Origin of the sequence: Streptomyces sp. LaBMicrA B280, from assembly GCF_049222185.1 — a bacterium.
GTDB classification, from domain to species: Bacteria; Actinomycetota; Actinomycetes; order Streptomycetales; family Streptomycetaceae; genus Streptomyces; species Streptomyces murinus.
In genome coordinates this window covers 98,072-122,175 of the sequence record NZ_JBMJCT010000006.1, presented here as the reverse complement: position 1 = coordinate 122,175, position 24,104 = coordinate 98,072, and the positions used below count along the sequence as shown (strand labels likewise).

At 71.2% G+C, this 24,104-nt stretch carries 27 protein-coding genes; 8 read left to right on the top strand and 19 right to left on the bottom strand.

From position 1 onward, the window contains the following. The first annotated feature begins 36 nt into the window (after positions 1–36). Positions 37–1,260 carry a TerD family protein gene (locus ACLF5H_RS06155; RefSeq protein WP_421675034.1) on the top strand — a complete coding sequence of 408 codons (1,224 nt, stop codon included), beginning with the start codon at positions 37–39 and terminating at the stop codon, positions 1,258–1,260. Between the two features lie 42 nt (positions 1,261–1,302). Here ACLF5H_RS06155 and ACLF5H_RS06150 read toward each other — a convergent pair whose 3' ends face one another. Together ACLF5H_RS06150 and ACLF5H_RS06145 are read right to left on the bottom strand one after the other, a co-directional pair. Beyond that, complete coding sequence (locus tag ACLF5H_RS06150; protein WP_421675033.1) at positions 1,303–2,775, bottom strand: alkaline phosphatase PhoX; 1,473 nt, start codon at positions 2,773–2,775, stop codon at positions 1,303–1,305. 173 nt (positions 2,776–2,948) lie between these two features. Next, positions 2,949–4,373 carry a hypothetical protein gene (locus ACLF5H_RS06145; RefSeq protein WP_421675032.1) on the bottom strand — a complete coding sequence of 475 codons (1,425 nt, stop codon included), beginning with the start codon at positions 4,371–4,373 and terminating at the stop codon, positions 2,949–2,951. A 263-nt stretch (positions 4,374–4,636) separates the two neighbouring features. Between ACLF5H_RS06145 and ACLF5H_RS06140 the strand changes: the two genes are divergently transcribed. After that, the gene (locus ACLF5H_RS06140; protein WP_421675031.1) at positions 4,637–6,460 is read left to right on the top strand and encodes an endonuclease/exonuclease/phosphatase family protein; all 1,824 of its coding nucleotides are present in this window, start codon (positions 4,637–4,639) and stop codon (positions 6,458–6,460) included. A 12-nt stretch (positions 6,461–6,472) separates the two neighbouring features. On the opposite strand, the gene ACLF5H_RS06135 is transcribed toward ACLF5H_RS06140, so the two are convergent. From ACLF5H_RS06135 to ACLF5H_RS06110, 6 genes are all read right to left on the bottom strand, one after another. Next, positions 6,473–7,210, bottom strand: coding sequence for an SRPBCC domain-containing protein (locus ACLF5H_RS06135; protein WP_421675030.1), 738 nt, complete (start codon positions 7,208–7,210; stop codon positions 6,473–6,475). 10 nt (positions 7,211–7,220) lie between these two features. After that, complete coding sequence (locus ACLF5H_RS06130) at positions 7,221–7,841, bottom strand: ArsR/SmtB family transcription factor (RefSeq protein WP_421675029.1); 621 nt, start codon at positions 7,839–7,841, stop codon at positions 7,221–7,223. Between the two features lie 130 nt (positions 7,842–7,971). Next, positions 7,972–8,571, bottom strand: a complete 600-nt coding sequence (locus tag ACLF5H_RS06125) for a DUF3618 domain-containing protein (protein ID WP_421675028.1) — start codon at positions 8,569–8,571, stop codon at positions 7,972–7,974. Further along, on the bottom strand, positions 8,568–8,993 hold the full coding sequence (locus tag ACLF5H_RS06120) for a phage holin family protein (protein ID WP_085568451.1): 426 nt from the start codon (positions 8,991–8,993) through the stop codon (positions 8,568–8,570). The genes ACLF5H_RS06125 and ACLF5H_RS06120 overlap by 4 nt, the downstream gene beginning before the upstream one ends. Positions 8,994–9,053: 60 nt before the next feature. Further along, positions 9,054–9,767, bottom strand: coding sequence for a hypothetical protein (locus tag ACLF5H_RS06115; RefSeq protein ID WP_421675027.1), 714 nt, complete (start codon positions 9,765–9,767; stop codon positions 9,054–9,056). Beyond that, a complete protein-coding gene (locus ACLF5H_RS06110; RefSeq protein WP_421675026.1) occupies positions 9,764–9,910 on the bottom strand; it encodes a hypothetical protein in 147 nt (48 codons plus the stop codon). Before ACLF5H_RS06110 ends, ACLF5H_RS06115 begins: the two co-directional genes overlap by 4 nt. A gap of 180 nt (positions 9,911–10,090) precedes the next feature. Between ACLF5H_RS06110 and dapA the strand changes: the two genes are divergently transcribed. Both dapA and ACLF5H_RS06100 read left to right on the top strand, forming a co-directional pair. Then, positions 10,091–10,990, top strand: a complete 900-nt coding sequence (gene dapA, locus ACLF5H_RS06105; protein WP_421675025.1) for a 4-hydroxy-tetrahydrodipicolinate synthase — start codon at positions 10,091–10,093, stop codon at positions 10,988–10,990. Positions 10,991–11,024: 34 nt separating this feature from the next. Beyond that, positions 11,025–11,531 carry a hypothetical protein gene (locus tag ACLF5H_RS06100; RefSeq protein ID WP_421675024.1) on the top strand — a complete coding sequence of 169 codons (507 nt, stop codon included), beginning with the start codon at positions 11,025–11,027 and terminating at the stop codon, positions 11,529–11,531. A gap of 52 nt (positions 11,532–11,583) precedes the next feature. Here the strand turns inward: ACLF5H_RS06100 and dapD are convergent, their stop codons facing one another. The 11 genes from dapD to ACLF5H_RS06045 all read right to left on the bottom strand — a co-directional run bounded on the left by dapD (position 11,584) and on the right by ACLF5H_RS06045 (position 20,268). Next, positions 11,584–12,570 carry a 2,3,4,5-tetrahydropyridine-2,6-dicarboxylate N-succinyltransferase gene (gene dapD, locus ACLF5H_RS06095; RefSeq protein ID WP_421675023.1) on the bottom strand — a complete coding sequence of 329 codons (987 nt, stop codon included), beginning with the start codon at positions 12,568–12,570 and terminating at the stop codon, positions 11,584–11,586. A gap of 108 nt (positions 12,571–12,678) precedes the next feature. Then, positions 12,679–13,209: a TetR/AcrR family transcriptional regulator gene (locus ACLF5H_RS06090; protein ID WP_421675022.1), complete on the bottom strand. Its 531-nt coding sequence runs from the start codon at positions 13,207–13,209 to the stop codon at positions 12,679–12,681. Next, a complete protein-coding gene (locus tag ACLF5H_RS06085; protein WP_046417100.1) occupies positions 13,209–13,532 on the bottom strand; it encodes a DMT family transporter in 324 nt (107 codons plus the stop codon). Before ACLF5H_RS06085 ends, ACLF5H_RS06090 begins: the two co-directional genes overlap by 1 nt. Before the next feature lie 188 nt (positions 13,533–13,720). Next, a complete protein-coding gene (locus tag ACLF5H_RS06080) occupies positions 13,721–14,053 on the bottom strand; it encodes a metal-sulfur cluster assembly factor (protein ID WP_086807134.1) in 333 nt (110 codons plus the stop codon). Beyond that, entirely contained in the window at positions 14,050–14,517 is a 468-nt protein-coding gene (sufU, locus tag ACLF5H_RS06075) for a Fe-S cluster assembly sulfur transfer protein SufU (RefSeq protein ID WP_037656711.1), read from the bottom strand. The genes ACLF5H_RS06080 and sufU overlap by 4 nt, the downstream gene beginning before the upstream one ends. 17 nt (positions 14,518–14,534) lie before the next feature. Further along, positions 14,535–15,791 carry a cysteine desulfurase gene (locus tag ACLF5H_RS06070; protein ID WP_421675021.1) on the bottom strand — a complete coding sequence of 419 codons (1,257 nt, stop codon included), beginning with the start codon at positions 15,789–15,791 and terminating at the stop codon, positions 14,535–14,537. After that, entirely contained in the window at positions 15,788–16,552 is a 765-nt protein-coding gene (gene sufC, locus ACLF5H_RS06065; protein WP_037656713.1) for a Fe-S cluster assembly ATPase SufC, read from the bottom strand. Before sufC ends, ACLF5H_RS06070 begins: the two co-directional genes overlap by 4 nt. A 7-nt stretch (positions 16,553–16,559) precedes the next feature. After that, entirely contained in the window at positions 16,560–16,877 is a 318-nt protein-coding gene (locus ACLF5H_RS06060; RefSeq protein ID WP_421675020.1) for a bifunctional 3-phenylpropionate/cinnamic acid dioxygenase ferredoxin subunit, read from the bottom strand. Further along, positions 16,874–18,058: a Fe-S cluster assembly protein SufD gene (sufD, locus tag ACLF5H_RS06055; RefSeq protein ID WP_421675019.1), complete on the bottom strand. Its 1,185-nt coding sequence runs from the start codon at positions 18,056–18,058 to the stop codon at positions 16,874–16,876. Before sufD ends, ACLF5H_RS06060 begins: the two co-directional genes overlap by 4 nt. A gap of 57 nt (positions 18,059–18,115) precedes the next feature. Continuing rightward, a complete protein-coding gene (sufB, locus tag ACLF5H_RS06050) occupies positions 18,116–19,537 on the bottom strand; it encodes a Fe-S cluster assembly protein SufB (RefSeq protein ID WP_037656716.1) in 1,422 nt (473 codons plus the stop codon). Further along, positions 19,534–20,268, bottom strand: a complete 735-nt coding sequence (locus ACLF5H_RS06045) for a helix-turn-helix transcriptional regulator (RefSeq protein ID WP_421675018.1) — start codon at positions 20,266–20,268, stop codon at positions 19,534–19,536. Before ACLF5H_RS06045 ends, sufB begins: the two co-directional genes overlap by 4 nt. Before the next feature lie 182 nt (positions 20,269–20,450). On the opposite strand from ACLF5H_RS06045, the gene ACLF5H_RS06040 reads away from it, so the two are divergent. From ACLF5H_RS06040 to ACLF5H_RS06025, 4 genes are all read left to right on the top strand, one after another. Next, a complete protein-coding gene (locus ACLF5H_RS06040; protein ID WP_421675017.1) occupies positions 20,451–21,266 on the top strand; it encodes an aminoglycoside N(3)-acetyltransferase in 816 nt (271 codons plus the stop codon). Positions 21,267–21,297: 31 nt separating this feature from the next. Then, on the top strand, positions 21,298–22,221 hold the full coding sequence (locus ACLF5H_RS06035; protein WP_421675016.1) for an ABC transporter ATP-binding protein: 924 nt from the start codon (positions 21,298–21,300) through the stop codon (positions 22,219–22,221). Next, positions 22,218–22,991, top strand: a complete 774-nt coding sequence (locus ACLF5H_RS06030; RefSeq protein ID WP_421675015.1) for an ABC transporter permease — start codon at positions 22,218–22,220, stop codon at positions 22,989–22,991. The genes ACLF5H_RS06035 and ACLF5H_RS06030 overlap by 4 nt, the downstream gene beginning before the upstream one ends. Before the next feature lie 97 nt (positions 22,992–23,088). Continuing rightward, complete coding sequence (locus tag ACLF5H_RS06025; protein ID WP_421675014.1) at positions 23,089–24,099, top strand: COX15/CtaA family protein; 1,011 nt, start codon at positions 23,089–23,091, stop codon at positions 24,097–24,099. The last annotated feature ends 5 nt before the right edge of the window (positions 24,100–24,104 follow it).

The following is a 24,104-nucleotide window of genomic DNA, read 5'->3' as shown; positions in this document are numbered from 1 at the left end:
AAAGCGGTTTCGTTCGTTACCCCCCACATGACAGCTATGACCCCTGGCTCGAACGTTCCGCTCTCCGCCGTGCGCATCACGGTGGACGTGGCCGCTCCCGTGCGGCTGGACGTCTCGGGCCTGCTGCTCACGGGCGACGGCAAGGTGCGCTCGGACGACGACTTCATCTTCTACAACCAGCCGTCCGGACCGGGTGTGACCTACCGGTCCGGCGGCGGTGCCGCGCCCGACGCGATCACCGTCGACACCGCGGCGGTGCCGCCGGACATCGAGAAGATCGTGGTCACGGCCAGCCCGGACGCGGCCGGGCAGACCTTCCAGGGCATCGAGCCGACCGCCACCGTCCGGGACGCGGACGGCGGTGCGGTGCTGGCCACGTTCACACCGCCGCAGCTGGGCACCGAGACCGCGCTCGTGGTGGTGGAGGTCTACCGCCGCGGCGGTCAGTGGAAGGCCCGCGCGGTCGGCCAGGGGTATGCGAACGGACTCGCGGGCATCGCGACGGACTTCGGCGTGACGGTGGAGGAACCGGCGGCCGCTCCGGCGGCGCCCCCGCAGCCGACGGCACCCCAGGTGGCGCCTCCGGTGGCGCCTCCGGTGGCGCCCTCGGTGACCCCGCCGATGCCCGCCGCGCCGCCGGCCGCTCCCCCGGCCCCTGCACCGGCTCCGGCCCCGGGCTCCGGGAAGATCAACCTGGACAAGGGCCGGGTCAGCCTCCAGAAGAACCAGACGGTGTCGCTGGTCAAGGGCGGGCAGCCGCTGCTGTCCCAGGTGCGGATGGGCCTCGGCTGGGAGCCGGCGTTCCGGAGCGCCGACATCGACCTCGACGCCTCCGTCATCGCCTACGGCCCGCGGCGCAACCACATCGACAGCTGCTACTTCGGCAAGCTGACGATCCTCAAGGGCGCGGTCAAGCACTCCGGCGACAACCTCACGGGCGAGGGCGCGGGCGACGACGAGGTGATCGTGGTCGACCTCGGCCGCATCCCCCAGGAGGTCACCGGTCTCGTCTTCACCGTCAACTCCTTCTCCGGCCAGAAGTTCACCGATGTCGCCAAGGCGTACTGCCGCCTCGTGGACGCCGCGACGGATGAGGAGCTGGTCCGCTTCGACCTCACCCGGGCCGAACCCCAGACCGGTGTGCTGATGGCCAAGCTGATCCGCCAGTACTCCGGCGAGTGGGAGATGACCGCGATCGGCGACTTCGTGAAGGCGAGGACGGTCCGCAACATGGTGGACCCGGCGGCGAAGGCCCTCTGAGCCAAGGGGGGCGCGGCGACGCGCGCCCCCCTTCGCCGGCCGTTACTTCTTCTGCCGCTTCCAGGGCCCGGTGATGGCGAGCATGATGCCCGGGGTCTGGATGTTGGCGTACAGGGTCCGCCCGTCGGGCGAGAAGGTGACGCCGGTGAATTCGCTGTACTCCGGCTTCGCCTCGGTGCCGATGTTCAGCTCGTTGCGCGCGATCGGATAGGTGCGGCCGCTGTCGGTGGCCCCGAACAGATGCTGGACGCCCTCGCCGTCCTCGGCGATGACCAGACCGCCGTACGGCGAGACGGTGATGTTGTCCGGGCCGTCGAACGCGCCGTCCTCGCCCGGGTCCGGGTTCACGCCGAGCAGCACCTTGAGGGTGAGGGTCCGGCGCCGGGGGTCGTAGAACCAGACCTGGCCGTCGTGCTGGACCGGGCTCTCCGCGCGGGCGAAGGAGGAGACGATGTAGACGCCGCCGTCACCCCACCACATGCCCTCCAGCTTGCGGGCGCGGGTGACCTGGCCCTCGCCGAACTGCTTGCGCGTGGAGACCTGCCGGGCGTCGCGGTCGGGTACCTCCACCCAGTCGACGCCGTAGACCGTGCCGGTCCTGGTGGCGCGGGAGAGGTCGTCCACGAACCGGCCGCCGGAGTCGAAGCACTTGAAGGCCTCAAGGACGCCCGCGTCGGCGGCGAGGGTGCGCAGCCTGCCGCGGCCGTGGCGGAAACCGGTCGGCGGGGTCCAGCGGTAGAGCAGGCCGTTGGGGCCCGCGGCGTCCTCGGTGAGGAAGAGGTGACCGCGCTTGGGGTCGACCACGACGGCCTCGTGGGCGTACCGGCCCAGCGCCTTGACCGGCTTGGGGGCGCGGTTGGCCCGGTGGTCGGCCGGGTCCACCTCGAAGACGTAGCCGTGGTCCTTGGTCATGCCGTTCTGGCCGGCCTTGTCCTCGGTCTCCTCGCAGGTCAGCCAGGTGCCCCACGGAGTGCTGCCGCCCGCGCAGTTGGTGGCGGTACCGGCGATGCCGACCCACTCGGCGACCTGGTCGCGGCGCACCTCGACCACCGTGCAGCCACCGGCCGCGGCGGGGTCGTACACCAGGCCCTCGGTGAGCGGCACCGGGTAGGTCCAGTTGGCGCGCGGGCCCGCCAGCTCGTGGTTGTTGACGAGCAGGGTGGTGCCCCGGGGGCCCTCGAAGGTGGAGGTGCCGTCGTGGTTGGACGGCGTGAACTCGCCCGACTCCAGGCGGGTCCTGCCGCTGTAGGTGATGATCTGGTAGCTGAATCCGGCGGGCAGCGCGAGGATGCCCTCGGGGTCGGACTTCAGGGGGCCGTAGCCGACGCCGGGCAGGCCGTGACCGTGCCCGGGTCCCCGGCCGTGGGCCGCCGCGGCATCCCCGTGCGCGGCCTCGGTCTCGGTGGACGCGAGGGCGTTCGGCGCGGTGGCGAGCACGCCGGCGCTGCCCGCCAGGGCGATCCCGGCACCGGTGATCGCGGAGGTTCTGGCGAAGTCCCTGCGGGTGAGCGACATGGTGTCTCCTGTGACGGATGGGTGGGCCGTGGAGGGCGGCGGACCTCGTTCGGCGCACACGCTCCCGGCGGCGCCTGAACGGCAGTTGAACGCGGGGCCACCAGGGACACCCTTGTTCAAGAAACCGTATGCGCCACCCCAAGAGCGAACCAAGCGTCACGGCGAGCCGGTTCTCAACCCCCTTGCTGCGACCGCGCCTTGAACGCGGCCTTGCGGGCCTCCTTGGCCACCTTCTTGTCCGGGTGCAGCCGTCCCATCGCCTCCAGCACATCGGCCGTCGCCGGGTGCTCCACCCGCCACGCGGCCGCGAAGAACCCGCTGTGCTGCTCGGCGAGCCCCTCCACCAGGGCCTGGAGCTCCTCGGAGTTGCCCTCGGCGGCCAGTTGGGCGGCGACGGTGTCGATGGTCAGCCAGAACACCAGGTCCTGGGAGGGCGCGGGCACCTCGGCGGCGCCCCGCTCGCTGAGCCACACCCGGGCGAGACCGCCGAGTTCGGGGTCGTCCAGCACCTCTCGCAGCGCGGGCTCGGCCTCCCCGCCGACCAGGGACAGCGCCTGCTGGCAGCGCAGCCGGCGCAGCGGCCCCCCGGCGTCGGCACCCCGGGCCGCGGCCAGCAACTCCCGTGCGCCGGAGAGCGGTTCATGGCGGTTCAGCCACAGCTCGGTCTCGGCGAGGGCGGCCGAGGGGCCGAACGCGGCGGTGCCCTCCAGCAGTACGTCCGCCCCCTTGTCGGCGAACTCGCCGACCACCGGCGCCTCGAAACCGGCCTCCAGCAGCCGCGCCCGCAGCCCGTACGCGCCGAGCGGGGTCAGCCGGACCATGCCGTAGCGGGAGACATCGGCCTCCTCCACCGGCGCTGCGAGTTCCTCGTCGGCGTCGGCCATCAACGCCTCGTCCACCGGCCGGTACTCGACCAGGCCGACCGGCTCCAGCGTCCGGAACTGGTCGTCCAGGCGCATCATCGCGTCGGACACCTGTTCCAGGACGTCGTCGGTGGGCTCGTCCATGTCGTCCGGCACGATCATCGACGCGGCGAGGGCGGGCAGCGGGACCGGCCCGTCCCCGGCGCCGTCCTCACTCACCGTCAGGAGATAGAGGTTGCCGAGCACCCCGTCGAGGAAGTCGGCCTCGGACTCGGGGTCCCAGTCGAGTGACGCGAAATCGATCTCCCCGCCCTCGTCCAGCGCGTCCACCAGATCGTCCAGATCGGGCACGCTCGCGTCCGCCAGCACGGTCTCCAGCGCGGCGAGCCACACCGTGAGCACCTCCTGCGGGGAACCGGTGAGCCGGGCCAGCGCCTCGCCGGTGCGGACCGTCCCGCGGTCCTCGTCGGCGATCTCGACCAGGCCGGAGTCCAGCGCGACGCGCCAGGCCTCGGCGGCGTAGGCGGCCGCGTCGTCGCCGGTCAGGCCGAGCTGGTCGGCGGCGGCGGGAAGCTGCTCCTCGGCCAGGCTCCCGCCCGCGTCCACCCGGGTGTCGGGGCCGGCCCAGCGGGCGAGCCGGGCCGCCCGCGCGAGCAGGGGCGTGGCCAGCGCGGCGCGTGCCAGCTCCGCTTCGGAGTGCAGCCGTACGGGCGGCAGGGGGGAGCTGTCTGACATCGGCTGGATCTCCTCGGACCGTGAAACGTGCTCAGCCCCTCAGCCTAGACGGATATGGGCCCATGCCGCCCGGTTCATCTCCCCGTCAACCCCAGTACATGGCCGAAACCTTGACAAGTCCCGGGCGCAGGCTGGAGATTGACGCGCGTAGAAGTCGGGGAACGACCGTTCACTCGGCTCTATGCGTGTCACGGAGGGCAACGGCCCCCACACGCTCCCGATCCACCTCGTCCCGGCGCCCGTAACATCCCCGGAGGGATCCCTTGCCGAGCAGGTCCACCGCGCGTCTCGCCGCGCTCACCGTCGCCGCTGTTTGCTCCGCCGCGTCGGCCGTCGTCCTCACCTCCCCCGCGCACGCCGACGCGGTGCGCATCCACGACATCCAGGGCACCACCCGCCTGTCGCCGTACGCCGGGCAGAAGGTGACGGACGTGCCGGGCATCGTCACCGCCACGCGCACCTACGGCTCGTCCAAGGGCTTCTGGCTCCAGGACACGACGCCCGACGACAACCCGGCCACCAGCGAGGGCATATTCGTCTACACCAGCTCCACGCCGAAGGTCGCGGTCGGCGACTCGGTGACGGTGACCGGCACGGTCTCCGAGTACGTCCCGGGCGGCACCGCCTCCGGTGAGCAGTCCGTCACGGAGATCACCAAGCCCACGATCACCACGGTCTCCACCGGCAACGCCGTCCCGGCGCCGGTCGTCATCGACGCGAGGTCGGTGCCGAGCCGGTACACCCCGCAGGGCGACACCGCGAACGGCGGCTCGATCAACAACCTGCCGCTCCAGCCCAAGAAGTACGCCCTGGACTACTACGAGTCCCTCGAGGGCATGAACGTCCAGGTCAAGAACGCCCACGTGGTCACCGCCACCGACCCGTACGCCGAGCTGTGGGTCACGGTCAAGCCGCACGAGCACCACGACCGCCGCGGTGGCACGGTCTACGGGTCCTACGACTCGCAGAACACCGGCCGCCTCCAGATCCAGTCGCTTGGCGCCACCGCCGACTTCCCGAAGGCGAACGTCGGCGACACGCTGACCGGCACCACCACCGGCCCGATGGACTTCAACCAGTACGGCGGCTACACCCTGGTCGCCGGCCAGATCGGGACGCTCAAGAGCGGTGGTCTCCAGCGCGAGACCACGAAGAAGCAGACCGGCAAGCAGCTCGCGGTCGCGACGTACAACGTCGAGAACCTCGACCCGTCGGACAAGACCTTCGACCAGCACGCCGCGGCGATCGTCAACAACCTCCAGTCCCCCGACATCGTGTCCCTGGAGGAGATCCAGGACAACAACGGTGCCAAGGACGACGGCACGGTCGACGCGAGCGTCACGGTGAACAAGCTGATCGACGCGATCGTCGCGGCGGGCGGCCCGAAGTACGACTGGCGTTCCATCGACCCGGTCAACGACAAGGACGGCGGCGAGCCCGGCGGCAACATCCGCCAGGTGTTCCTGTTCAACCCCGAGCGGGTGTCCTTCGTGGACCGCGCGGGCGGCGACTCCACCACCGCGGTGGGCGTCGTCAAGGAGCACGGCAAGGCCCAGCTGACCGCGTCCCCGGGCCGGATCGACCCGGCCAGCGCCGCCTGGGAGGACAGCCGCAAGCCGCTCGTCGGCCAGTTCGTCTTCCAGGGCAAGACCGTCTTCGTGATCGCCAACCACCTGATCTCCAAGGGCGGCGACCAGAGCCTGACCGCGCAGTACCAGCCGGTCACGCGCAGCTCGGAGACCCAGCGCCACGCCCAGGCGCAGGAGGTCAACGCGTTCGTCAAGGACCTCCTGAAGGTCCAGAAGAACGCGAACGTGCTCGCCCTCGGCGACATGAACGACTTCGAGTTCTCCGGCACCGCGAAGATCCTGGAGGGTGACGGCGAGCTGTGGTCGGCGATCAAGTCGCTGCCCAGGAGCGAGCGTTACACCTACGACTACGAGGGCAACTCGCAGGTCCTGGACCAGATCCTGATCAGCCCGGCGGTGCGCCGCGACTCGTTCCAGTACGACAGCGTGCACATCAACTCGGAGTTCAACGACCAGATCAGCGACCACGACCCGCAGGTGCTGCGCTTCCGCCCCTGATCCAGGAGGGGTTCAGGACTGGCTGAACACCCCGTTCAGCCAGTCCTGCCAGGCGGCCCCGTCCGCCTCGGCATCGGCGCCCGGCGCGAAGTCGTGCACGCTGATGCCGAGCGGCGCGCCCCAGCGGCCCCGGCCGAAGAAGCGGACGAGGGCACCCTCGGTGCGCAGTCCGATGAACTCCGGCTCGCGGTAGTCGAGTACGGCGTACAGGGCCCGCCCGCCGGGTCCGCGGACGCTCACCTTCGTCCCCGCGGCCGCGCCGTCCGGCAGTCCGAGCGCGCGGGCCGCGGTGGCGAGCGCCTCCGGTACGGCCGAGGACGCGGGACCGGTCAGCTGCGCGAAGGCGACCGGGGCCGGCGCGAAGTGCGTCAGATACTCGCGCAGGGTGTGCAGATAGAAGTCGGTGTGCTTGTTCGCGCCGTCGTACTGGGTGTCCCAGTCATCGGTGAAGATCCCGCTGTGGACGTAGCGCACGAAGGCGCGGCGGCCCTCGTCGCGGGGCTCGATGGTGTGGTCGAGCTGGTTGAGCGACTGCGTGGGCATGCCCACGTCCTCGCTGCGGTTGACGTAGCGGTGCGGCGGCTCCCAGACGACGACGGTCGAGCCGAACGGCCCCCGCCCGCCCGTCCGCGGCTCGGGCGGCTCCATGGGCCACAGATAGCCCCCGGTCCCGGTGGTGACCGCCGCCCAGACCCGCTCCGGCGGGACATCGACCTCGAACTCGCGGACGATCTCGAACTCCTTGCTCATGGCGGGGCTCCTACTCGGCTTCCGGTGCGGGTTCCAGGGCTGCGGGCCGGTCCTTGACCGCGGGATGCAGGGCGACGACGACCCGGTGGTCCCGGCCGCCCTCGGCGTCCGGGGCGTCGTACTTGCTGATCAGGGCGCTGACGCCCGCCGTCAGCTCCGCCGCGAAGGCCGCGCGGTCGGCGGCGGAGGCGAAGCGCACCTCGCCGTCCAGGGCGTATGTCGCGAGCGGCTTGCGGGCCCTGGCCGCACCGCCGATGAGCGTGCCGACATCGCGCACCAGCCGGGCACCGAGCGCCAGCAGCCAGCGCGCGGACAGCTGGTCCCGGAAGCGGTCCGGGTCCGGCTGCACGGCGGGCAGGGCGGCGGGCGAGATGACGTACGACGCGGCGCTCGCGCGCATCAGCCGCTCGGTGACATTGCCCTTGCGGCGCTCCCCGGCCAGCTCGACCAGGCCGTGCCGCTCCAGCGTCTTGAGGTGGTAGTTCACCTTCTGGCGGGGCAGTCCGACCTGGCCGGCCAGCATCGCGGCGGACGCGGGTCCGGCGGCCAGTTCGGCGAGCAGCCGGGCCCGCACGGGGTCCAGCGACACGGCCGCGGTCTCGGGGTCCTCGATCACGGTCACATCCAGCATGCGCCCACCCTCCCACCGAAAACTTTTTTTGTCCAGACGGACTCAGTTTTCGGTGGGAGGGTGGAAACGGCATGCCGGGAAAGGGGCGGGGGCGGGCGCCGGGGGCCCTTCAGGTACTCCCCTCAGATCCTCAGCAGGAGCAGGGGCGGCGGTTCATGACGCGGGACGCGCCACGGGTCGTGCCACGGCTCCGGCCGCCGCGCAGCACCCCGGCCGCGATCTCAGCACCGGGCGCGGCACCCCGCGCAGGCCGCAGGCCCTCGGCGGCCTTGCGGGCGGGCGCCCGGTCCTGCACGCGGTGCCCGGCGTCCATCGCCCTGCTCTGGGCCTGGCGCCCCGCCTCCAGCGCGCGGTCGCGCAGCGGCTGCCCGTCAGCGGAGCCGCCGCCGTGCTGGGCGACCCGGCTCTGGAGCGTGTGCCCGGTGCGCGCGGCCGTCCCCTGCACCGCGTGGCCCGCCTGCGCGGCCCGTCCCTTCATCGCGTGCGCCGCGTGCGTGGCCCGGCCCTGGGCGCCGTGCCCGGCCTGGGCAGCACTGGAGCGCAGCTGCACCTTCATGGCACCGGCCTTGTCCTTCAGATCGGCGGCCCGCGCCCGCGCGCGCCCCTTCACATCGACGCGGTCCACCAACTGGGCCACGGTGTCACCGAGTTGGTTCCTGGTCTGCTCGATCTGCGCGCGCAGCTCGTCGGGGCCCTTGGCGCCCGAGCCGTGCGGGTTCCTGTGGGTCATCGATGTGCCCTTTCCTTGATCACGTCGACATCGGCCCGGACACTGCCGAGGGTCTCCTCGGGCATGGGCGATCCGGCGCGGCGCAGCTGGGCGCGTCCGGTGGCGGCCAGCACGGCGGCCACCAGGAACAGCGCGACCGCGACGGTCAGCGCCGCCGCCCACAGGGGCAGTACCAGGTCGAGGGCGGCGGTGGCCGCGCCGGCCAGCACGATCAGCCCGACGTAGCCGAGGGCGCCCGCGGCACCCAGCAGCCCGCCGCCGGTTCCGGCGCGCTTGCCCTTCTGGGCCAGCTCCGCCTTGGCGAGGGCGACCTCCTGCCGCAGCAGCAGGGAGAGCTGTTCGGTGGCGCGATTGACGAGTTCCCCCGTGGAGGGGTGGCCGTCGAGTGCGGGGCGCGTGTGCGGTCGCGTGTGCGAGGTCATGGTCACGGTGTCCCGCCTCCTTTCTGTACGGGAACATCCGGGTACCCGGGCCGGGGAGCGTCAGCCCTTGTCCGCTCCGCCGGTCCCGCGGTCGCCGAGCCGCGCGAGCTGGGACTGGAACCAGTCGAGCCGCGCCTGCAACAGGGCCGCCTCGGCGACCAGTTCGGGCACCCCCATCTCGGTGCCCGGCGCCGTCTCGATGCCCGGCGCCGTCTCGGTGACGGTTCCGGCCGGGACGCCGCCGTCCGCCCGTACCCGCAGGCCCTCCCCGGCGAGCCGGGCGAACTCCGCGAGGGTGACGGACGTACGGCCGCGCGTACAGCCCGCGCAGCCGGGGGCCAGGGCACGCCAGCCGGGGCGGCCCCAGCCGGCGTCGGCCAGCAGGGTCGCGGTGGCGCCGCAGGCACAGGGGCCCGCGGTGGCGGTGCGCACCCGCTGGCGGGCGTAGCGGAATCCGCGTTCGAAGCGGATGTAGGCGCCGAGCACGGAGACTTCGAGGAGCAGCGCGGTGCGGTGCTCGGCGGTGCAGCGCAGGGCGTCGGCGGCGGTGCGCTCGTGGACGCAGTGGAAACCGCAGTCGCACAGGCGCGCGGGAGGGCGGTGCCTGCGCCCGTAGACACAGGACGCCTGGTCGAGCGCCCCGTAGGGAAGCGCACCGCCGAGCGACACCCCGGTGAACCCCGCCCGGGTGCCGTCCTGGGACAGCACCGGGTGGGCGATCTTGTAGCCGGTCGGCGGCTCCGTGGGGCGTTCCGCCGGGAGCCGGGGCCTCATCGGCCGGCCGGGACCTCTTCGCGGGCCGGTTCGGCCGGTGCGGTACGGGCGGCCTCGGCGGGCCGCCGGACCGTCTCTTCCTCGTCACGGATGTCCGGCCGCTCCTCGGCGACCCCGGTGGCCAGTGCCTTGCCGAGCTTCATGGTGCCTCCATGGCTGACGTCGGTGATGACCCTTCGCCCATAGTGACCCATGAACGGCCGAGTTGGACACACGACCTTGCGCCACACCTGAACAGGCAGGCGAACAGGTAAGCAAACTTACCGATACTCTGAAGAAAAATTAAGTAGAGCTACATCGAGGACCCGCCGACACTAACGGGTATGACGATCACACAAGGCTTCTCACCCTTCGGCCGTGTCCTCTGCGCGATGATCACCCCCTTCACCGAGGAGGGGGCACTGGACCGGGCCGGCGCCCAGGAACTGGCCGCCCATCTGGTGGCGGAGGGCTGCGACGGGCTGGTCCTCAACGGCACCACGGGCGAGTCGCCGACCACCACCGACGGCGAGAAGGCGGAGCTGATCACGGCCGTACGGGAGGCGGTCGGCGCGCGGATCCCGCTGATCGCGGGCATCGGCACCGCCGACACCCGGCACACCACCGAACTGGCCCTGGCGGCCGAGAAGGCGGGCGCCGACGCCGTCCTGGTCGTGGCCCCCTACTACAGCAGGCCCCCGCAGGAGGCCGTCGCCGCGCACTTCCGCACCGTCGCCGACGCGAGCGGACTGCCGGTCCTGCTCTACGACATCCCGGGCCGCACCGGCACCCGTATCGCCCCGGAGACGATCCTGCGCCTCGCCGAGCACCCCGGGATCGTCGGCGTCAAGGACTGCTCCTACGATCTGCTGGGCACCCAGAAGGTGCTGGCCCAGGCGGAGTTGACCTATTACGCGGGCTGCGACGAACACAACCTCGCCTTCTACGCCATCGGCGCGGCCGGCTGTATCAGCACCGTCGCCAACGCCGTCCCGCGCCACATCCGCGCCGTCCTCGACGCCTTCGACGCGGCCGACACCGCGCGGGCGCGGCAACTCCAGCTGAGGGCGACCCCGTTGATCGAGGCGATGACGGCCGCGGGCCTGCCCGGCACGGTCACCGCGAAGGCCCTGCTGAACCGGCTCGGCCTGCCCGCGGGCCCGGTCCGCGCCCCGCTGCTGCCCGCCTCCCCCGGGACGACGGCCGAACTGCACACGCGCTTCGAAGAACTGACCGAATCCTGATCCGCGCTCCCCCCGCCTGCCGTACGGTGTCCCCGTGAGCCGCCCCCTGCTCTTCCTGGACGTCGACGGTCCGCTGAACCCGTACGCGGCCCAACGGGAGCGCCGGCCCGAGGGATATACGACGATCCGGGTGCCGCTGGCCTCCCGCCGCCCCCTGCGGGTCTGGCTGAACCCGGCCCATGGCCCCGCGCTGCTGGCCCTCGGCTACGAGCTGTGCTGGGCGACGACCTGGATGGCCGAGGCCAACCGCTGGATCGCCCCCGTCCTCGGACTGCCCGAACTGCCGTACGTCGACTTCGGCGCGGGCCTGTTCGCGCATCGCCCCGACGGGGTGCACTGGAAGACGGAGACGATCGTTTCGTACGCCGGGGGCCGCCCGTTCGCCTGGGTCGACGACGAACAGGGCACCGAGGACGCGGTGTTCGTGGCCGACCACCACCCCGGCCCGGCCCTGCTGCACCCGGTGAACCCCCGCATCGGCCTGCGCGCGGGCGACTTCACCACCCTGGCGGAGTTCGCGGCCGGCCTGTCCCCGACATGACCGAGCGCCCCCCACCACACGGGCGAGGGGCGCTCCGGGCGGGCCGGGCAGGTCAGTTGTGGCTGTGCAGGATGTCGTTCAGACCGCCCCAGACCGCGTTGTTCGGGCGGGCCTCGACCGTGCCGGTGACCGAGTTGCGGCGGAAGAGGATGTGGGAGGCGCCGCTCAGGTCGCGGGCCTTGACGATCTGGCCGTCGGGCATGGTGACGCGGGTACCGGCGGTGACGTAGAGACCCGCCTCGACCACGCACTCGTCGCCGAGGGCGATGCCGACGCCCGCCTCGGCGCCGACCAGGCAGCGCTCGCCGACGGAGATGATCACATTGCCGCCGCCGGACAGGGTGCCCATGGTGGAGGCGCCGCCGCCGATGTCCGAGCCGTCGCCGATGACGACACCGGCGGAGATCCGGCCCTCGACCATCGAGGTGCCGAGCGTGCCGGCGTTGAAGTTGACGAAACCCTCGTGCATCACGGTGGTGCCCTCGGCCAGGTGCGCGCCCAGGCGGACCCGGTCGGCGTCGGCGATGCGGACGCCCTTGGGGGCCACGTAGTCCGTCATGCGGGGGAACTTGTCGATCGAGGTGACCTGGAGGTGCAGGCCCTCGGCGCGGGCGTTCAGCCGCACCTTCTCGATGTCGTCCACGGCGACCGGGCCGAGCGAGGTCCAGGCGACGTTGGCGAGGTGGCCGAAGATGCCGTCCAGGTTCTGGCCGTGCGGCTTGACCAGGCGGTGCGAGAGCAGGTGCAGCCGCAGATAGGTGTCGTGCGCGTCCAGCGGCTTCTCGTCCAGCGAGGCGATGACCGTACGGACCGCGACCACCTCGACGCCCCTGCGGGCGTCCGGGCCGATCGCCGCGGTCGCGCCGCCGCCCAGCAGCTGGGCCGCGCGCTCGGCGGTCAGCCGCTCGGTGCCGGCCGGGCCCGGCTCGGCGACCAGCTCGGGCGCGGGGAACCAGGTGTCGAGAACGGTGCCGTCGGAGGCGATCGTGGCGAGGCCGGCGGCGACGGCGCCGGTGGTACGGGAAGCAGTGTCGGTCATGGGACAAAACCTAACGTGGCGCGGGGTGCGGGGGCGAACCGTGTCTCATGTGCCGGTCGCGGGATCCGCCTGCACCCGATCCGCCCGCCCCGGCCGGACGCCTCCCGGTCAGCCGATCACCCGCCCGAGCGCCTCCCGCGCGTACGCCTCGTCGTACGAGCCGCCCGTCAGCAGCACCTGGAGGCAGATCCCGTCCATCAGCGCGAGCAGCGCCCGCGCCGTCACCGCGTCGACCCGGGCGGACAGGCGCGCGCTCGTCTCCTCGGTCCACCGGGCGGCGACCGGCCGCAGGGCCGGGCGGCGCAGCGCGGCGAGGTACAGCTCGTACTCCAGCTCCGCGCCCGGGCGGTCGCCGTTCAGCCAGTCGCCGAGGACCCGGGCGAGCCCGGCCGCGAGGTCGCGGTCGGCCAGTGCCCCACTGGCGTCGAGCACCGCGGCGAACCCCTCGTTCGCCTGGCACAGGGCGGCCACCAGCAGATCGTCCAGGGTGGCGAAGTGGTACGTGGTGGAGCCGAGCGGTACGTCTGCCTCGGCCGCGACCGTGCGGTGGCTCAGACCGGCGAGCCCGTCCCGCCCGGCCACCCGGATCGCCGCGTCGATGATCCGCTGGCGCCGGTCGGGGTCGTAGCGCCGGGCCATCAGTGACTCGTCCCGCCGAGGTTCAGCACCACCACTCCCCCGATGATCAGCAGGATCCCCGCGACCTTGACCGCGTCGAGCCCCTCCCCGAACAGCAGCAGCCCGAGCACGGCGATGGCCGCGGTCCCCACCCCGGACCAGATCGCGTACGCCGTACCGATCTGCACCGTCTTCAGCGTCTGCGCCAGCAGCAGGAAGGACACCAGATACCCCAGCGCCGTCACCAGCGAGGGCCCGAGCCTGCTGAAGCCATGGCTGTACTTCATCGCCGTCGTGGCGGTCACCTCGGCGGCTATGGCACCGGCGAGCGTCAGATATCCCATGTGTACGAGCGTACATAGGGTGTGTACGGTCGTACATAACGACTGTGCGACGAGTCGGCGAACGACGGGCGTCGAGACCGGCGACGGGCATGCGAAAGGGGCCACGGCATCCCTGCCATGGCCCCTCGCACAAGCCCTGTGCGGACGTCCTCAGACCGTCCTCAGGCCGCCGTCCTCTCAGACCGTCCTCAGACGTTGAAGCCCAGCGCGCGCAGCTGCTCGCGGCCCTCGTCCGTGATCTTGTCCGGGCCCCACGGCGGCATCCAGACCCAGTTGATCCGGAGCTCGTTGACGATGCCGTCCGTGGCGGACTTGGCCTGGTCCTCGATGACGTCCGTCAGCGGGCAGGCCGCCGAGGTCAGGGTCATGTCGATGGTGGCCACATTGGAGTCGTCCACGTGGATACCGTAGATCAGGCCGAGGTTGACGACGTCGATGCCCAGCTCGGGGTCGACCACGTCCATCAGGGCCTCGCGGAGTTCCTCCTCCGAGGCCGGCTTCATCTCGACGGTGTCGCTCATGCGGTCTTCCTTTCGGCTTCGGCGCCACCCAGCGCCTGGGCCGTCGCGTCCTTCCACGCCATCCAGCTCAGGAGGGCGCACTTGACCCGCGCGGGGTACTTGGAGACACCGGCGAACGCGACCGCGTCCTCCAGCACCTCCTCCATCGCGTCGTCCGGCTCGATCTTGCCCTTGGACTGCATCAGCTCCAGGAAGGTCTCCTGGATCTTCTGCGCGTCGGGCAGGTCCTTGCCGACGAGGAGTTCGTTCAGCACGGAGGCCGAGGCCTGGCTGATGGAGCAGCCCTGGCCCTCGTACGAGACGTCCGCGATCTTCGTGCCGTCGTACTTCACACGGAGGGTGATCTCATCGCCGCACGTCGGGTTCACATGGTGCACCTCGGCGTCGCCATCCCGAAGACCACGCCCGTGCGGGTTCTTGTAGTGGTCCAGGATGACTTCCTGGTACATGGAGTCCAGCTTCACGGTTTTCGACACGCCTCTCAGCCGAAGAAGTTCCGTACGTGCTCCAGACCGTCGACCAGAGCGTCGATCTCGGCCGGCGTGGAGTACAGATAGAACGACGCTCGCGTGGTCGCGGGAATTCCGTAGCGCAGGCAGACCGGGCGGGCACAGTGGTGGCCGACGCGGACCGCGATGCCCTGTTCGTCCAGGACCTGACCCACGTCGTGCGGGTGGATGTCGCCCAGGGTGAAGGAGATCGCGGCGCCCCGGTCCTCGGCCGTGGTCGGGCCGATGATCCGCAGATCGGGGACCTGGGCCAGGCGCTCCACCGCGTACTGGGTGAGGGCGTGCTCGTGCGCGAGGATCTTCTCCATGCCGATCGCCTGGAGGTAGTCGATCGCCGCGCCCAGGCCGACCGCCTGCGCGATCGGGGGGGTGCCCGCCTCGAACTTGTGCGGCGCCGGGGCGTACGTCGAGGAGTGCATCGAGACGGTCTCGATCATCTCGCCGCCGCCCAGGAACGGCGGCAGGTCCTCCAGCAGCTCCTGGCGGCCCCACAGCACGCCGATGCCGGTCGGACCGCACATCTTGTGGCCGGTGAAGGCCACGAAGTCGGCCTGGAGGGCCTGCACGTCCAGCGGCATGTGCGGCGCGGCCTGGGAGGCGTCGACGCACACCAGCGCGCCGACCTCCTGGGCGCGACGCACTATCGCCTCGACCGGGTTGACGGTGCCGAGGATGTTGGAGACCAGCACGAAGGAGACGATCTTCGTCTTCTCGGTGATGACCTCGTCGATGTTCGACAGGTCCAGGCGGCCGTCGTCGGTCAGGCCGAACCACTTCAGCTTCGCGCCGGTGCGCTGCGCCAGCAGCTGCCACGGCACGATGTTGGAGTGGTGCTCCATCTCCGTGATGACGATCTCGGTCTCGTGGTCGACCCGGTAGGGCTCATCGGCCCAACCGAGCATGTTGGCCACGAGGTTGAGGGACTCGGAGGCGTTCTTGGTGAAGATCACCTCGTCGCGGCTCGGCGCGTTGACGAACTCCGCCACCTTGTCGCGCGCGCCCTCGTAGAGTGCCGTGGCCTCCTCGGCGAGGACGTGCACGCCACGGTGGACGTTGGCGTTGTAACGCTCGTAGTACTCGTTGAGGGCGTCCAGTACCTGGCGCGGCTTCTGGCTGGTCGCCGCGTTGTCCAGGTACACGAGCTTCTTGCCGTCGTGGACGACACGGTCCAGGACGGGGAAGTCCTTGCGGATCGCCTCGGTGTCGAGGAGGCCCGACAGCTGTGTCACGCGGATGCGCCACCCTTCACGTATGCCTCGTAGCCCTCGTTCTCCAGCTTGTCCGCGAGCTCCGGACCGCCGGACTCGACGATGCGGCCGCCGGCGAACACATGGACGTGGTCGGGCTTGATGTAGCGCAGGATGCGCGTGTAGTGCGTGATCAGCAGGGTGCCGACCTCGCCCGTCTCGCGGACGCGGTTGACGCCCTCGGAGACGATGCGCAGCGCGTCGACGTCCAGGCCCGAGTCGGTCTCGTCCAGGATCGCCATCTTCGGCTTGAGCAGTTCGAGCTGGAGGATCTCGTGGCGCTTCTTCTCACCGCCGGAGAAGCCCTCGTTGACATTGCGCTCGGCGAAGGCGGGGTCCATGTGGAGACGCTCCATGGCCTCCTTGACCTCCTTCACCCAGGTGCGCAGCTTCGGGGCCTCGCCGCGCACGGCGGTGGCGGAGGTGCGCAGGAAGTTGGAGACCGAGACGCCGGGGACCTCGACCGGGTACTGCATGGCCAGGAACAGACCGGCGCGGGCACGCTCGTCGACGGACATCTCCAGGACGTCCTCGCCGTCGAGCAGCACGGTGCCCTCGGTGATCGTGTACTTCGGGTGACCCGCGAGCGAGTAGGCGAGGGTCGACTTGCCGGAGCCGTTGGGGCCCATGATGGCGTGCGTCTCGCCCTGCTTCACGGTCAGGTCGACGCCCTTGAGGATCTCCTTCGTGGCGTTGTCGGCCTCGACGGTGACGTGCAGGTCTCGGATTTCAAGCGTTGCCATGGATGCCTCAGGACTCCTGGGTGAGGGAGACGAGCACGTCGTCCCCTTCGATCTTTACGGGGTATACGGGTACGGGGCGCGTCGCGGGGAGGCCGGACGGCTTGCCGGTGCGCAGGTCGAACGCGGAGCCGTGCAGCCAGCACTCGATCTGGCAGTCCTCCACCTCGCCCTCGGAGAGCGAGACGTTCGCGTGGGAGCAGATGTCGTAGATCGCGAACACCTCCCCCTCGGTACGGACGACCGAGACCGGCGTGCCGTCGAGTTCCACCCGCTTGGGGGTGCCCTCCGCCAGCTCGCTCAGCCCACAGGCGCGTACGAAACTCATGCGACCGAGGCCTCCAGCTCCTGCTCGATCCTGGCGAGCAGGCGCTCCTCGATGTCGGCGACGCCGATCTGCTGGACGAGTTCGGCGAAGAAGCCGCGGACCACCAGGCGGCGGGCGTCCTGCTCACGGATGCCGCGGGCCATCAGGTAGAACAGCTGCTCGTCGTCGAAACGGCCGGTGGCGGAGGCGTGGCCGGCGCCCACGATCTCGCCGGTCTCGATCTCCAGGTTCGGCACCGAGTCGACGCGGGCGCCGTCGGTGAGCACCAGGTTGCGGTTCATCTCGTAGGTGTCGGTGCCCTCGGCCTTGGCCTCGATGAGCACGTCACCGATCCAGACCGCGTGCGCGTCGTCGCCCTGGAGCGCGCCCTTGTAGACGACGTTCGACTTGCAGTGCGGGGTGTTGTGGGTGACCAGGAGGCGGTGCTCCTGGTGCTGGCCCGCGTCGGTGAAGTACAGGCCGTACAGCTCGGCCTCGCCGCCGGGGCCCGCGTAGGAGACACGCGGGTGCAGCCGCACGACGTCGCCGCCGAAGGTGACGACGACCGACTTGAAGGACGCGTCCCGGCCGATCAGCGCGTTGTGCTGGGCGGTGTGGACGGCCTTGTCGTCCCAGTCCTGGACGGAGACGACGGTCAGCTTGGCGCCGTCGCCCAGCACGTACTCGACGTTGGCCGCGAGCACCGCGTCGCCGGTGTGGTCGATGACGACGACGGCCTCGGCGAAGGCGCCCAGCTCGATCACCTGGTGGGCGAAGGCGGTGCCGCCCTGGCCGTGCACGGCGATGCGGACCGGCTCGGTGAGCACGGTCTCCTTGGGGACGGTCACGACCGAGGCCAGCTCGAAGGCGGAGTACGCCTGGGCGGCGATCCGGTCCACGGGGGTGCCCGCCCGGCCGAGGCGCGCGTCCTCGCGGCCCACGGTCTCGACGACGACGCCCTCGGGGGCCTGCACGTCGACCTTGACGCCGTCACCGGTGGCGACGGCGGTGCCGTCGTGCAGCCCGCGCAGGCGCTCCAGCGGGGTGAACCGCCACTCCTCCTCGCGGCCGTGCGGGACGGGGAAGTCCGCCACGTCGAAGGACGGGGGCACGCTCATGCGCGTGGCGACGGTCGACTCCGCGGCCACCGCGATCTGGCCGGCGGTGGTGGAGCCCACCGGGATGTTCTGGGCCTCAGCCATGGCTGTCGTATTGCTCGCTTTCTCAGGTCAGTGGCGTGATGGTGGGGCGGTGGGCGGTCAGCCGACCGCGCCTTCCATCTGCAGTTCGATCAGCCGGTTGAGTTCGAGCGCGTACTCCATGGGCAGCTCCTTGGCGATCGGCTCGACGAAGCCGCGCACGATCATCGCCATCGCCTCGAACTCGGTCAGACCGCGGCTCATCAGGTAGAAGAGCTGGTCCTCGGAGACCTTGGAGACGGTCGCCTCGTGGCCCATGGACACGTCGTCCTCGCGGACGTCGACGTACGGGTACGTGTCGGAGCGGGAGATGGTGTCGACGAGCAGCGCGTCGCACAGCACGTTCGACTTGGAGCCGTGGGCGCCCTCGCCGATCTCGACCAGGCCGCGGTACGAGGTGCGGCCGCCGCCGCGGGCCACGGACTTCGAGACGATGTTGGACGACGTGTTCGGCGCCATGTGGACCATCTTGGAGCCGGCGTCCTGGTGCTGGCCCTCGCCCGCGAAGGCGATGGACAGGGTCTCGCCCTTGGCGTGCTCGCCCATCAGGTAGACGGCCGGGTACTTCATCGTCACCTTGGAGCCGATGTTGCCGTCGATCCACTCCATGGTCGCGCCCTCGTACGCCACGGCGCGCTTGGTGACCAGGTTGTAGACGTTGTTCGACCAGTTCTGGATGGTCGTGTAGCGGCAGCGGGCGTTCTTCTTGACGATGATCTCGACCACGGCGCTGTGCAGCGAGTCCGACTTGTAGATCGGCGCGGTGCAGCCCTCGACGTAGTGCACGTAGGCACCCTCGTCGACGATGATCAGGGTCCGCTCGAACTGGCCCATGTTCTCCGTGTTGATACGGAAGTAGGCCTGGAGCGGGATCTCCACGTGCACGCCCTTCGGCACGTAGATGAAGGAGCCGCCGGACCACACGGCCGTGTTCAGCGCGGCGAACTTGTTGTCGCCGGCCGGGATGACGGTGCCGAAGTACTCCTTGAAGAGCTCCGGGTGCTCCTTGAGGGCGGTGTCGGTGTCCAGGAAGATGACACCCTGCTCCTCCAGGTCCTCGCGGATCTGGTGGTAGACGACCTCCGACTCGTACTGGGCGGCCACGCCGGCGACCAGGCGCTGCTTCTCGGCCTCGGGGATGCCCAGCTTGTCGTAGGTGTTCTTGATGTCCTCGGGCAGGTCCTCCCAGGACTCCGCCTGCTTCTCCGTGGAGCGCACGAAGTACTTGATGTTGTCGAAGTCGATGCCCGAGAGGTCGGAGCCCCAGTTCGGCATGGGCTTCTTCTCGAAGAGCCGGAGGCCCTTGAGGCGCAGCTTGGTCATCCACTCCGGCTCCGACTTCTTGCCGGAGATGTCGCGGACGACGTCGTCGTTCAGACCGCGCCGGGCGGAGGCACCGGCCACGTCGGAGTCGGCCCAGCCGTATTCGTACTTGCCCAGGCCCTCCAGCTCAGGGTGGGCAGTCTCCGTGGGGAGAGTCATGCGGGGTTCCTCCCGGCCGTGCTTGCAGGTGCGTCAGTGGAAATCTTGGGAATGAACGTCGTGCAGACGCCGTCGCCGTGCGCGATGGTCGCCAGTCGCTGGACGTGGGTACCCAGCAGCTCGGCGAAGATCTCCGTCTCCGCCTCGCACAGCTGTGGGTACTGCTCCGCGACATGGGCGACCGGGCAGTGGTGCTGGCAGAGCTGCTCGCCGACCGGTGCGCTGCGCGCCGTAGCAGCGTACCCGTCCGCGCTCAAGGCCCTGGCCAGCGCTTCCGCGCGCTTGTCGGGGCTCACGCTCTCGATCGCCCGGCGGTACGCCCTCGCCTGCGAGGCGATCCGGGCGCGGGCGAAGGCGGAGACCGCGCCGGGCCCGCCCTCGTGCTCGGCGATCCAGCGCAGCGCGTCCGCGGCCAGCTTGTCGTACGACTGGTCGAAGGCGTCGCGGCCGCAGTCGGTGAGCGCGAAGACCTTGGCGGGACGGCCGCGCGTGCGCGTGCCGTACACCCGCTGTTCGCGGGCCTCCACGACGTCGTCCGCAGCCAGCGCGTCCAGATGGCGCCGGACGGCCGCCTGGGTCAGTCCCAGCCGGCCCGCGAGTTCGGCGACGGTCGAGGGCCCGTGGTCCAGGATGGAGCGCACGACGCGGTTGCGCGTGGAGCGCTCACCGGTCGCGAGCTCCTCCTGCGGGGCCCCCGTGAGGGCCTCCCGAGCCTCGTCGACGTTTTTCACAACGCCATTGTTGCGTAATTCATCCGGGCCTGACAAGCGCCCTCGGGATCATCGACGGTGCCCTGCATCACTTAGGTATACCTAATCTGACCTGCGGAAATGATCTCTGATCGATCATCCGGAGGCCGGTCGGCACGGAATCCGGTGGCGCCCCGACCACCCGTCCGCAAGACTCCCCGGCCATGGCCATACCCCCTCCGACCGGGCCTCTTGTCACCCGGGACGGCATCGTCACCGGACTGCGGCGGCTCGGTGTCGAAAGCGGCGAGACACTCCTCGTACATTCGTCCCTAAGTTCCCTCGGGTGGGTGAACGGCGGGGCCGTGGCGGTCGTCCGTGCACTCCTCGACGCGCTCGGTCCGCACGGCACCCTGGTCGTCCCGGCCCAGTCCTCCGACCTCTCCGATCCGGCCGAGTGGGGGAACCCGCCGGTGCCCGAGGAGTGGTGGGACCGGATCCGGGCCACCATGCCGCCGTACGACCCCCTGATCACCCCCACCCTCGGCGTCGGGGTGATCCCGGAGACGGTGCGCACCTGGCCGGGTGCCCTGCGCAGCGCCCATCCGCAGACCTCCTTCGCGGCCGTCGGCCCCCGCGCGCGGGAGATCACCGGCGGCCACGCCCCCGACTGCCGGCTCGGCGAGCGAAGCCCCCTGGCCCGCCTGGAGGAGCTGGGCGCCCGGGTGCTGCTGCTCGGCGCGGGCTACGGCGCCTGCACCGCCTTCCACCTGGCCGAGTACCGGCCGCCCGGTCCGCTCGTCCGGGTCGGCCGGCCCGCGCCCGGCGGCGGCTGGGAGACGGTCACCGAGGTGTCGATCAGCTCCGAGCCCTTCGAGGAGCTGGGCCGCGACTTCGAGCGGGAGCGTCCCGTCCTGCGCGGCGCGGTGGGCGCGGCCGACGCCCGGCTGTTCCCGGTGGCGGACGCCGTGGCCTACGCCGAGGGGTGGCTGGCGGCGCGACGGCCCCCCGTACGGGAGTTCCCGCACCCCCGCGACTGATCGGCGCGCGCTCTCCCTAGACTCAGGTCCCATGCGAAGTGAGCCTGTCGTCCAGGTCCGGGCCCTGGTGAAGCGGTACGGCACGAAGACCGCGGTGAACGGCCTCGACCTGGAGGCCGCGGCCGGTGTGACCGCCGTGCTCGGACCCAACGGCGCCGGCAAGACGACGACGGTCGAGACCTGCGAGGGGTACCGGAAGCCGGATTCCGGCACGGTGCGAGTCCTGGGCCTCGACCCCGTGCGGCAGTCGGCCGAGCTGCGGCCCCGGATCGGCGTGATGCTCCAGTCCGGCGGCGTGTACTCCGGCGCCCGCGCGGACGAGATGCTGCGCCACGTCGCCAAGCTGCACGCCCACCCGCTGGACGTGGCCGCCCTGATCGAACGGCTCGGCCTCGGCAGCTGCGGCCGTACCTCCTACCGCCGCCTCTCCGGCGGCCAGCAGCAGCGCCTCGCGCTCGCCATGGCCGTCGTCGGCCGCCCGGAACTGGTCTTCCTGGACGAGCCGACCGCGGGCCTCGACCCGCAGGCCCGCCGGGCCACCTGGGACCTGGTGCGGGACCTGCGGACCGACGGCGTGTCGGTGATCCTCACCACGCACCACATGGACGAGGCCGAGGAACTCGCCGACGACGTCGCGATCATCGACGGCGGCAAGGTCATCGCCCAGGGCTCCCCGGAGCAGCTGTGCAAGGGCGGCGCCGAGAACACCCTGCGCTTCTCCGGCCGCCCCGGACTCGACGTCGGCTCGCTGCTCAAGGCGCTCCCGGACGGCTGCACGGCCGCCGAGCTGACCCCGGGCGCCTACCGCGTCGTCGGCAAGGTCGACCCGCAGCTGCTGGCCACCGTGACCTCCTGGTGCGCCCAGCACGGGGTGATGCCGGACCGCATCTCGGTCGAACGGCACACCCTGGAAGACGTCTTTCTCGAGCTGACCGGCAAGGAGCTGCGCTCATGACCACCGCGCCCGGTACGTACGCGCCCGAGCCGGGGGCCGCGCCCCTGCCCCGCATGATCGCGGCACAGGCGGCCCTGGAGGCCAGGATGCTGCTGCGCAACGGCGAGCAGCTGCTGCTGACGGTCGTCATCCCGACCCTGCTGCTGGTGCTGTTCAGCTCCGTGGACATCGTGGACACCGGCAAGGGCAAGGCCGTCGACTTCCTCGCGCCGGGCGTCCTCGCCCTCGCCGTGATGTCGACCGCGTTCACCGGGCAGGCCATCGCCACCGGCTTCGAGCGCCGCTACGGCGTGCTCAAGCGGCTCGCCGCCTCGCCGCTGCCGCGCTGGGGCCTGATGGCCGCGAAGACCGCGTCCGTGCTGGTCACCGAGGTGCTCCAGGTGATCCTGCTGACGGTGATCGCGCTCGCGCTCGGCTGGTCCCCGCACGGCGACCCGGCCGCCGTACTCCTCCTGCTGATCCTCGGCACCGCCGCCTTCTCCGGGCTCGGCCTGCTGATGGCCGGCACCCTGAAGGCGGAGGCGACGCTGGCCGCGGCCAACCTGGTGTTCCTGCTGCTGCTGGTCGGCGGCGGGGTCATCGTGCCGCTGGACAAGTTCGGCCCGGCCGGACAGCACATCCTCGGCCTGCTGCCCATCTCCGCCCTCTCCGACGGCCTGCGGGACGTGCTCCAGCACGGCGCCGGGATGCCCTGGGGCGATCTGGGGATCCTCGCGGTGTGGGCGGTCGTGGGGCTCGCGGCGGCGGGGAAGTTCTTCCGCTGGGAGTGAGCGGGGGCCGTCCGCAGGGGCGGGCGGCCGGGAGGTGAGCGGCGACACGGCGCCGGTACGGGACCCTCGTGAAAGCGTGCACAAGCGGCGGCCTACGATGGTGGGCGTGCCAAAGCTGAACCGCGCCGACGCCGTAGCGGCCCTGCGTAATCCGCTCGCCTTCATCGCCGACCGCTGGACCCCGGAGCCGGGGACCGCGCAGCGGGCGGCCCTCATCGCGCTCGTGATGTCGGTGGTGATCGTCGTCACCGGCGGCGCCGTACGGCTGACCAGCTCGGGCCTCGGCTGCCCGACCTGGCCCGAGTGCACCAACGGCTCCCTGACGCCGACACAGGCGCTGAGCTATCACAGCGCCATCGAGTTCGGCAATCGCATGCTGACCTACGTGCTGTGCGCGGCGGTCGGCTGGGCGATCACCGCCGCCCGCTCCGAGAAGCCGTACCGGCGCAGTCTGACCCGGCTCGGCTGGGCGCAGTTCTGGCTGGTGATGGGCAACGCGGTGCTCGGCGGGATCGTGGTGCTGGTCGGCCTCAACCCGTACACCGTCGCCGCGCACTTCCTGCTGGCGACCGCGCTGATCGCGGTCGCCGTGGTGATGTGGCAGCGCACCCGGGAGGGCGACGCCGCGCCCCGGCCGCTGGTCGGCAAGGCGGTGGTGCAGCTGGTCTGGTTCCTGGTGGTCGCGGCCGTGCTGCTGATCGCGGTCGGCACCGTGGTCACCGGCGCGGGCCCGCACGCGGGCGACTCCAGCGATGTGCAGCGGATCCCGATCGACTGGGAGACCGTGGCCAAGCTGCACGCGGTGCTCGCGTGGATCGTGGTGACGCTGACGTTCGCCCTGTGGTTCATCCTCAAGGCCGTCGACGCCCCGCACGGCCCGCTGGCCCGCACCCGGGAGCTGTTCCTGATCCTGCTGAGCCAGGGCGTCATCGGCTACGTGCAGTACTTCACGCACCTGCCCGAGCTGCTGGTCGGCGTCCACATGCTCGGCTCCTGCCTGGTGTGGATCGGCGTCCTGCGGGTCCTGCTGGCGCTCCGCGAGCGCCCGGAGACGGAGCTGGATGTACCCGAGCCCGCGGCCGGGGCCACGGTTGTCACGAACGCCTGACGCGC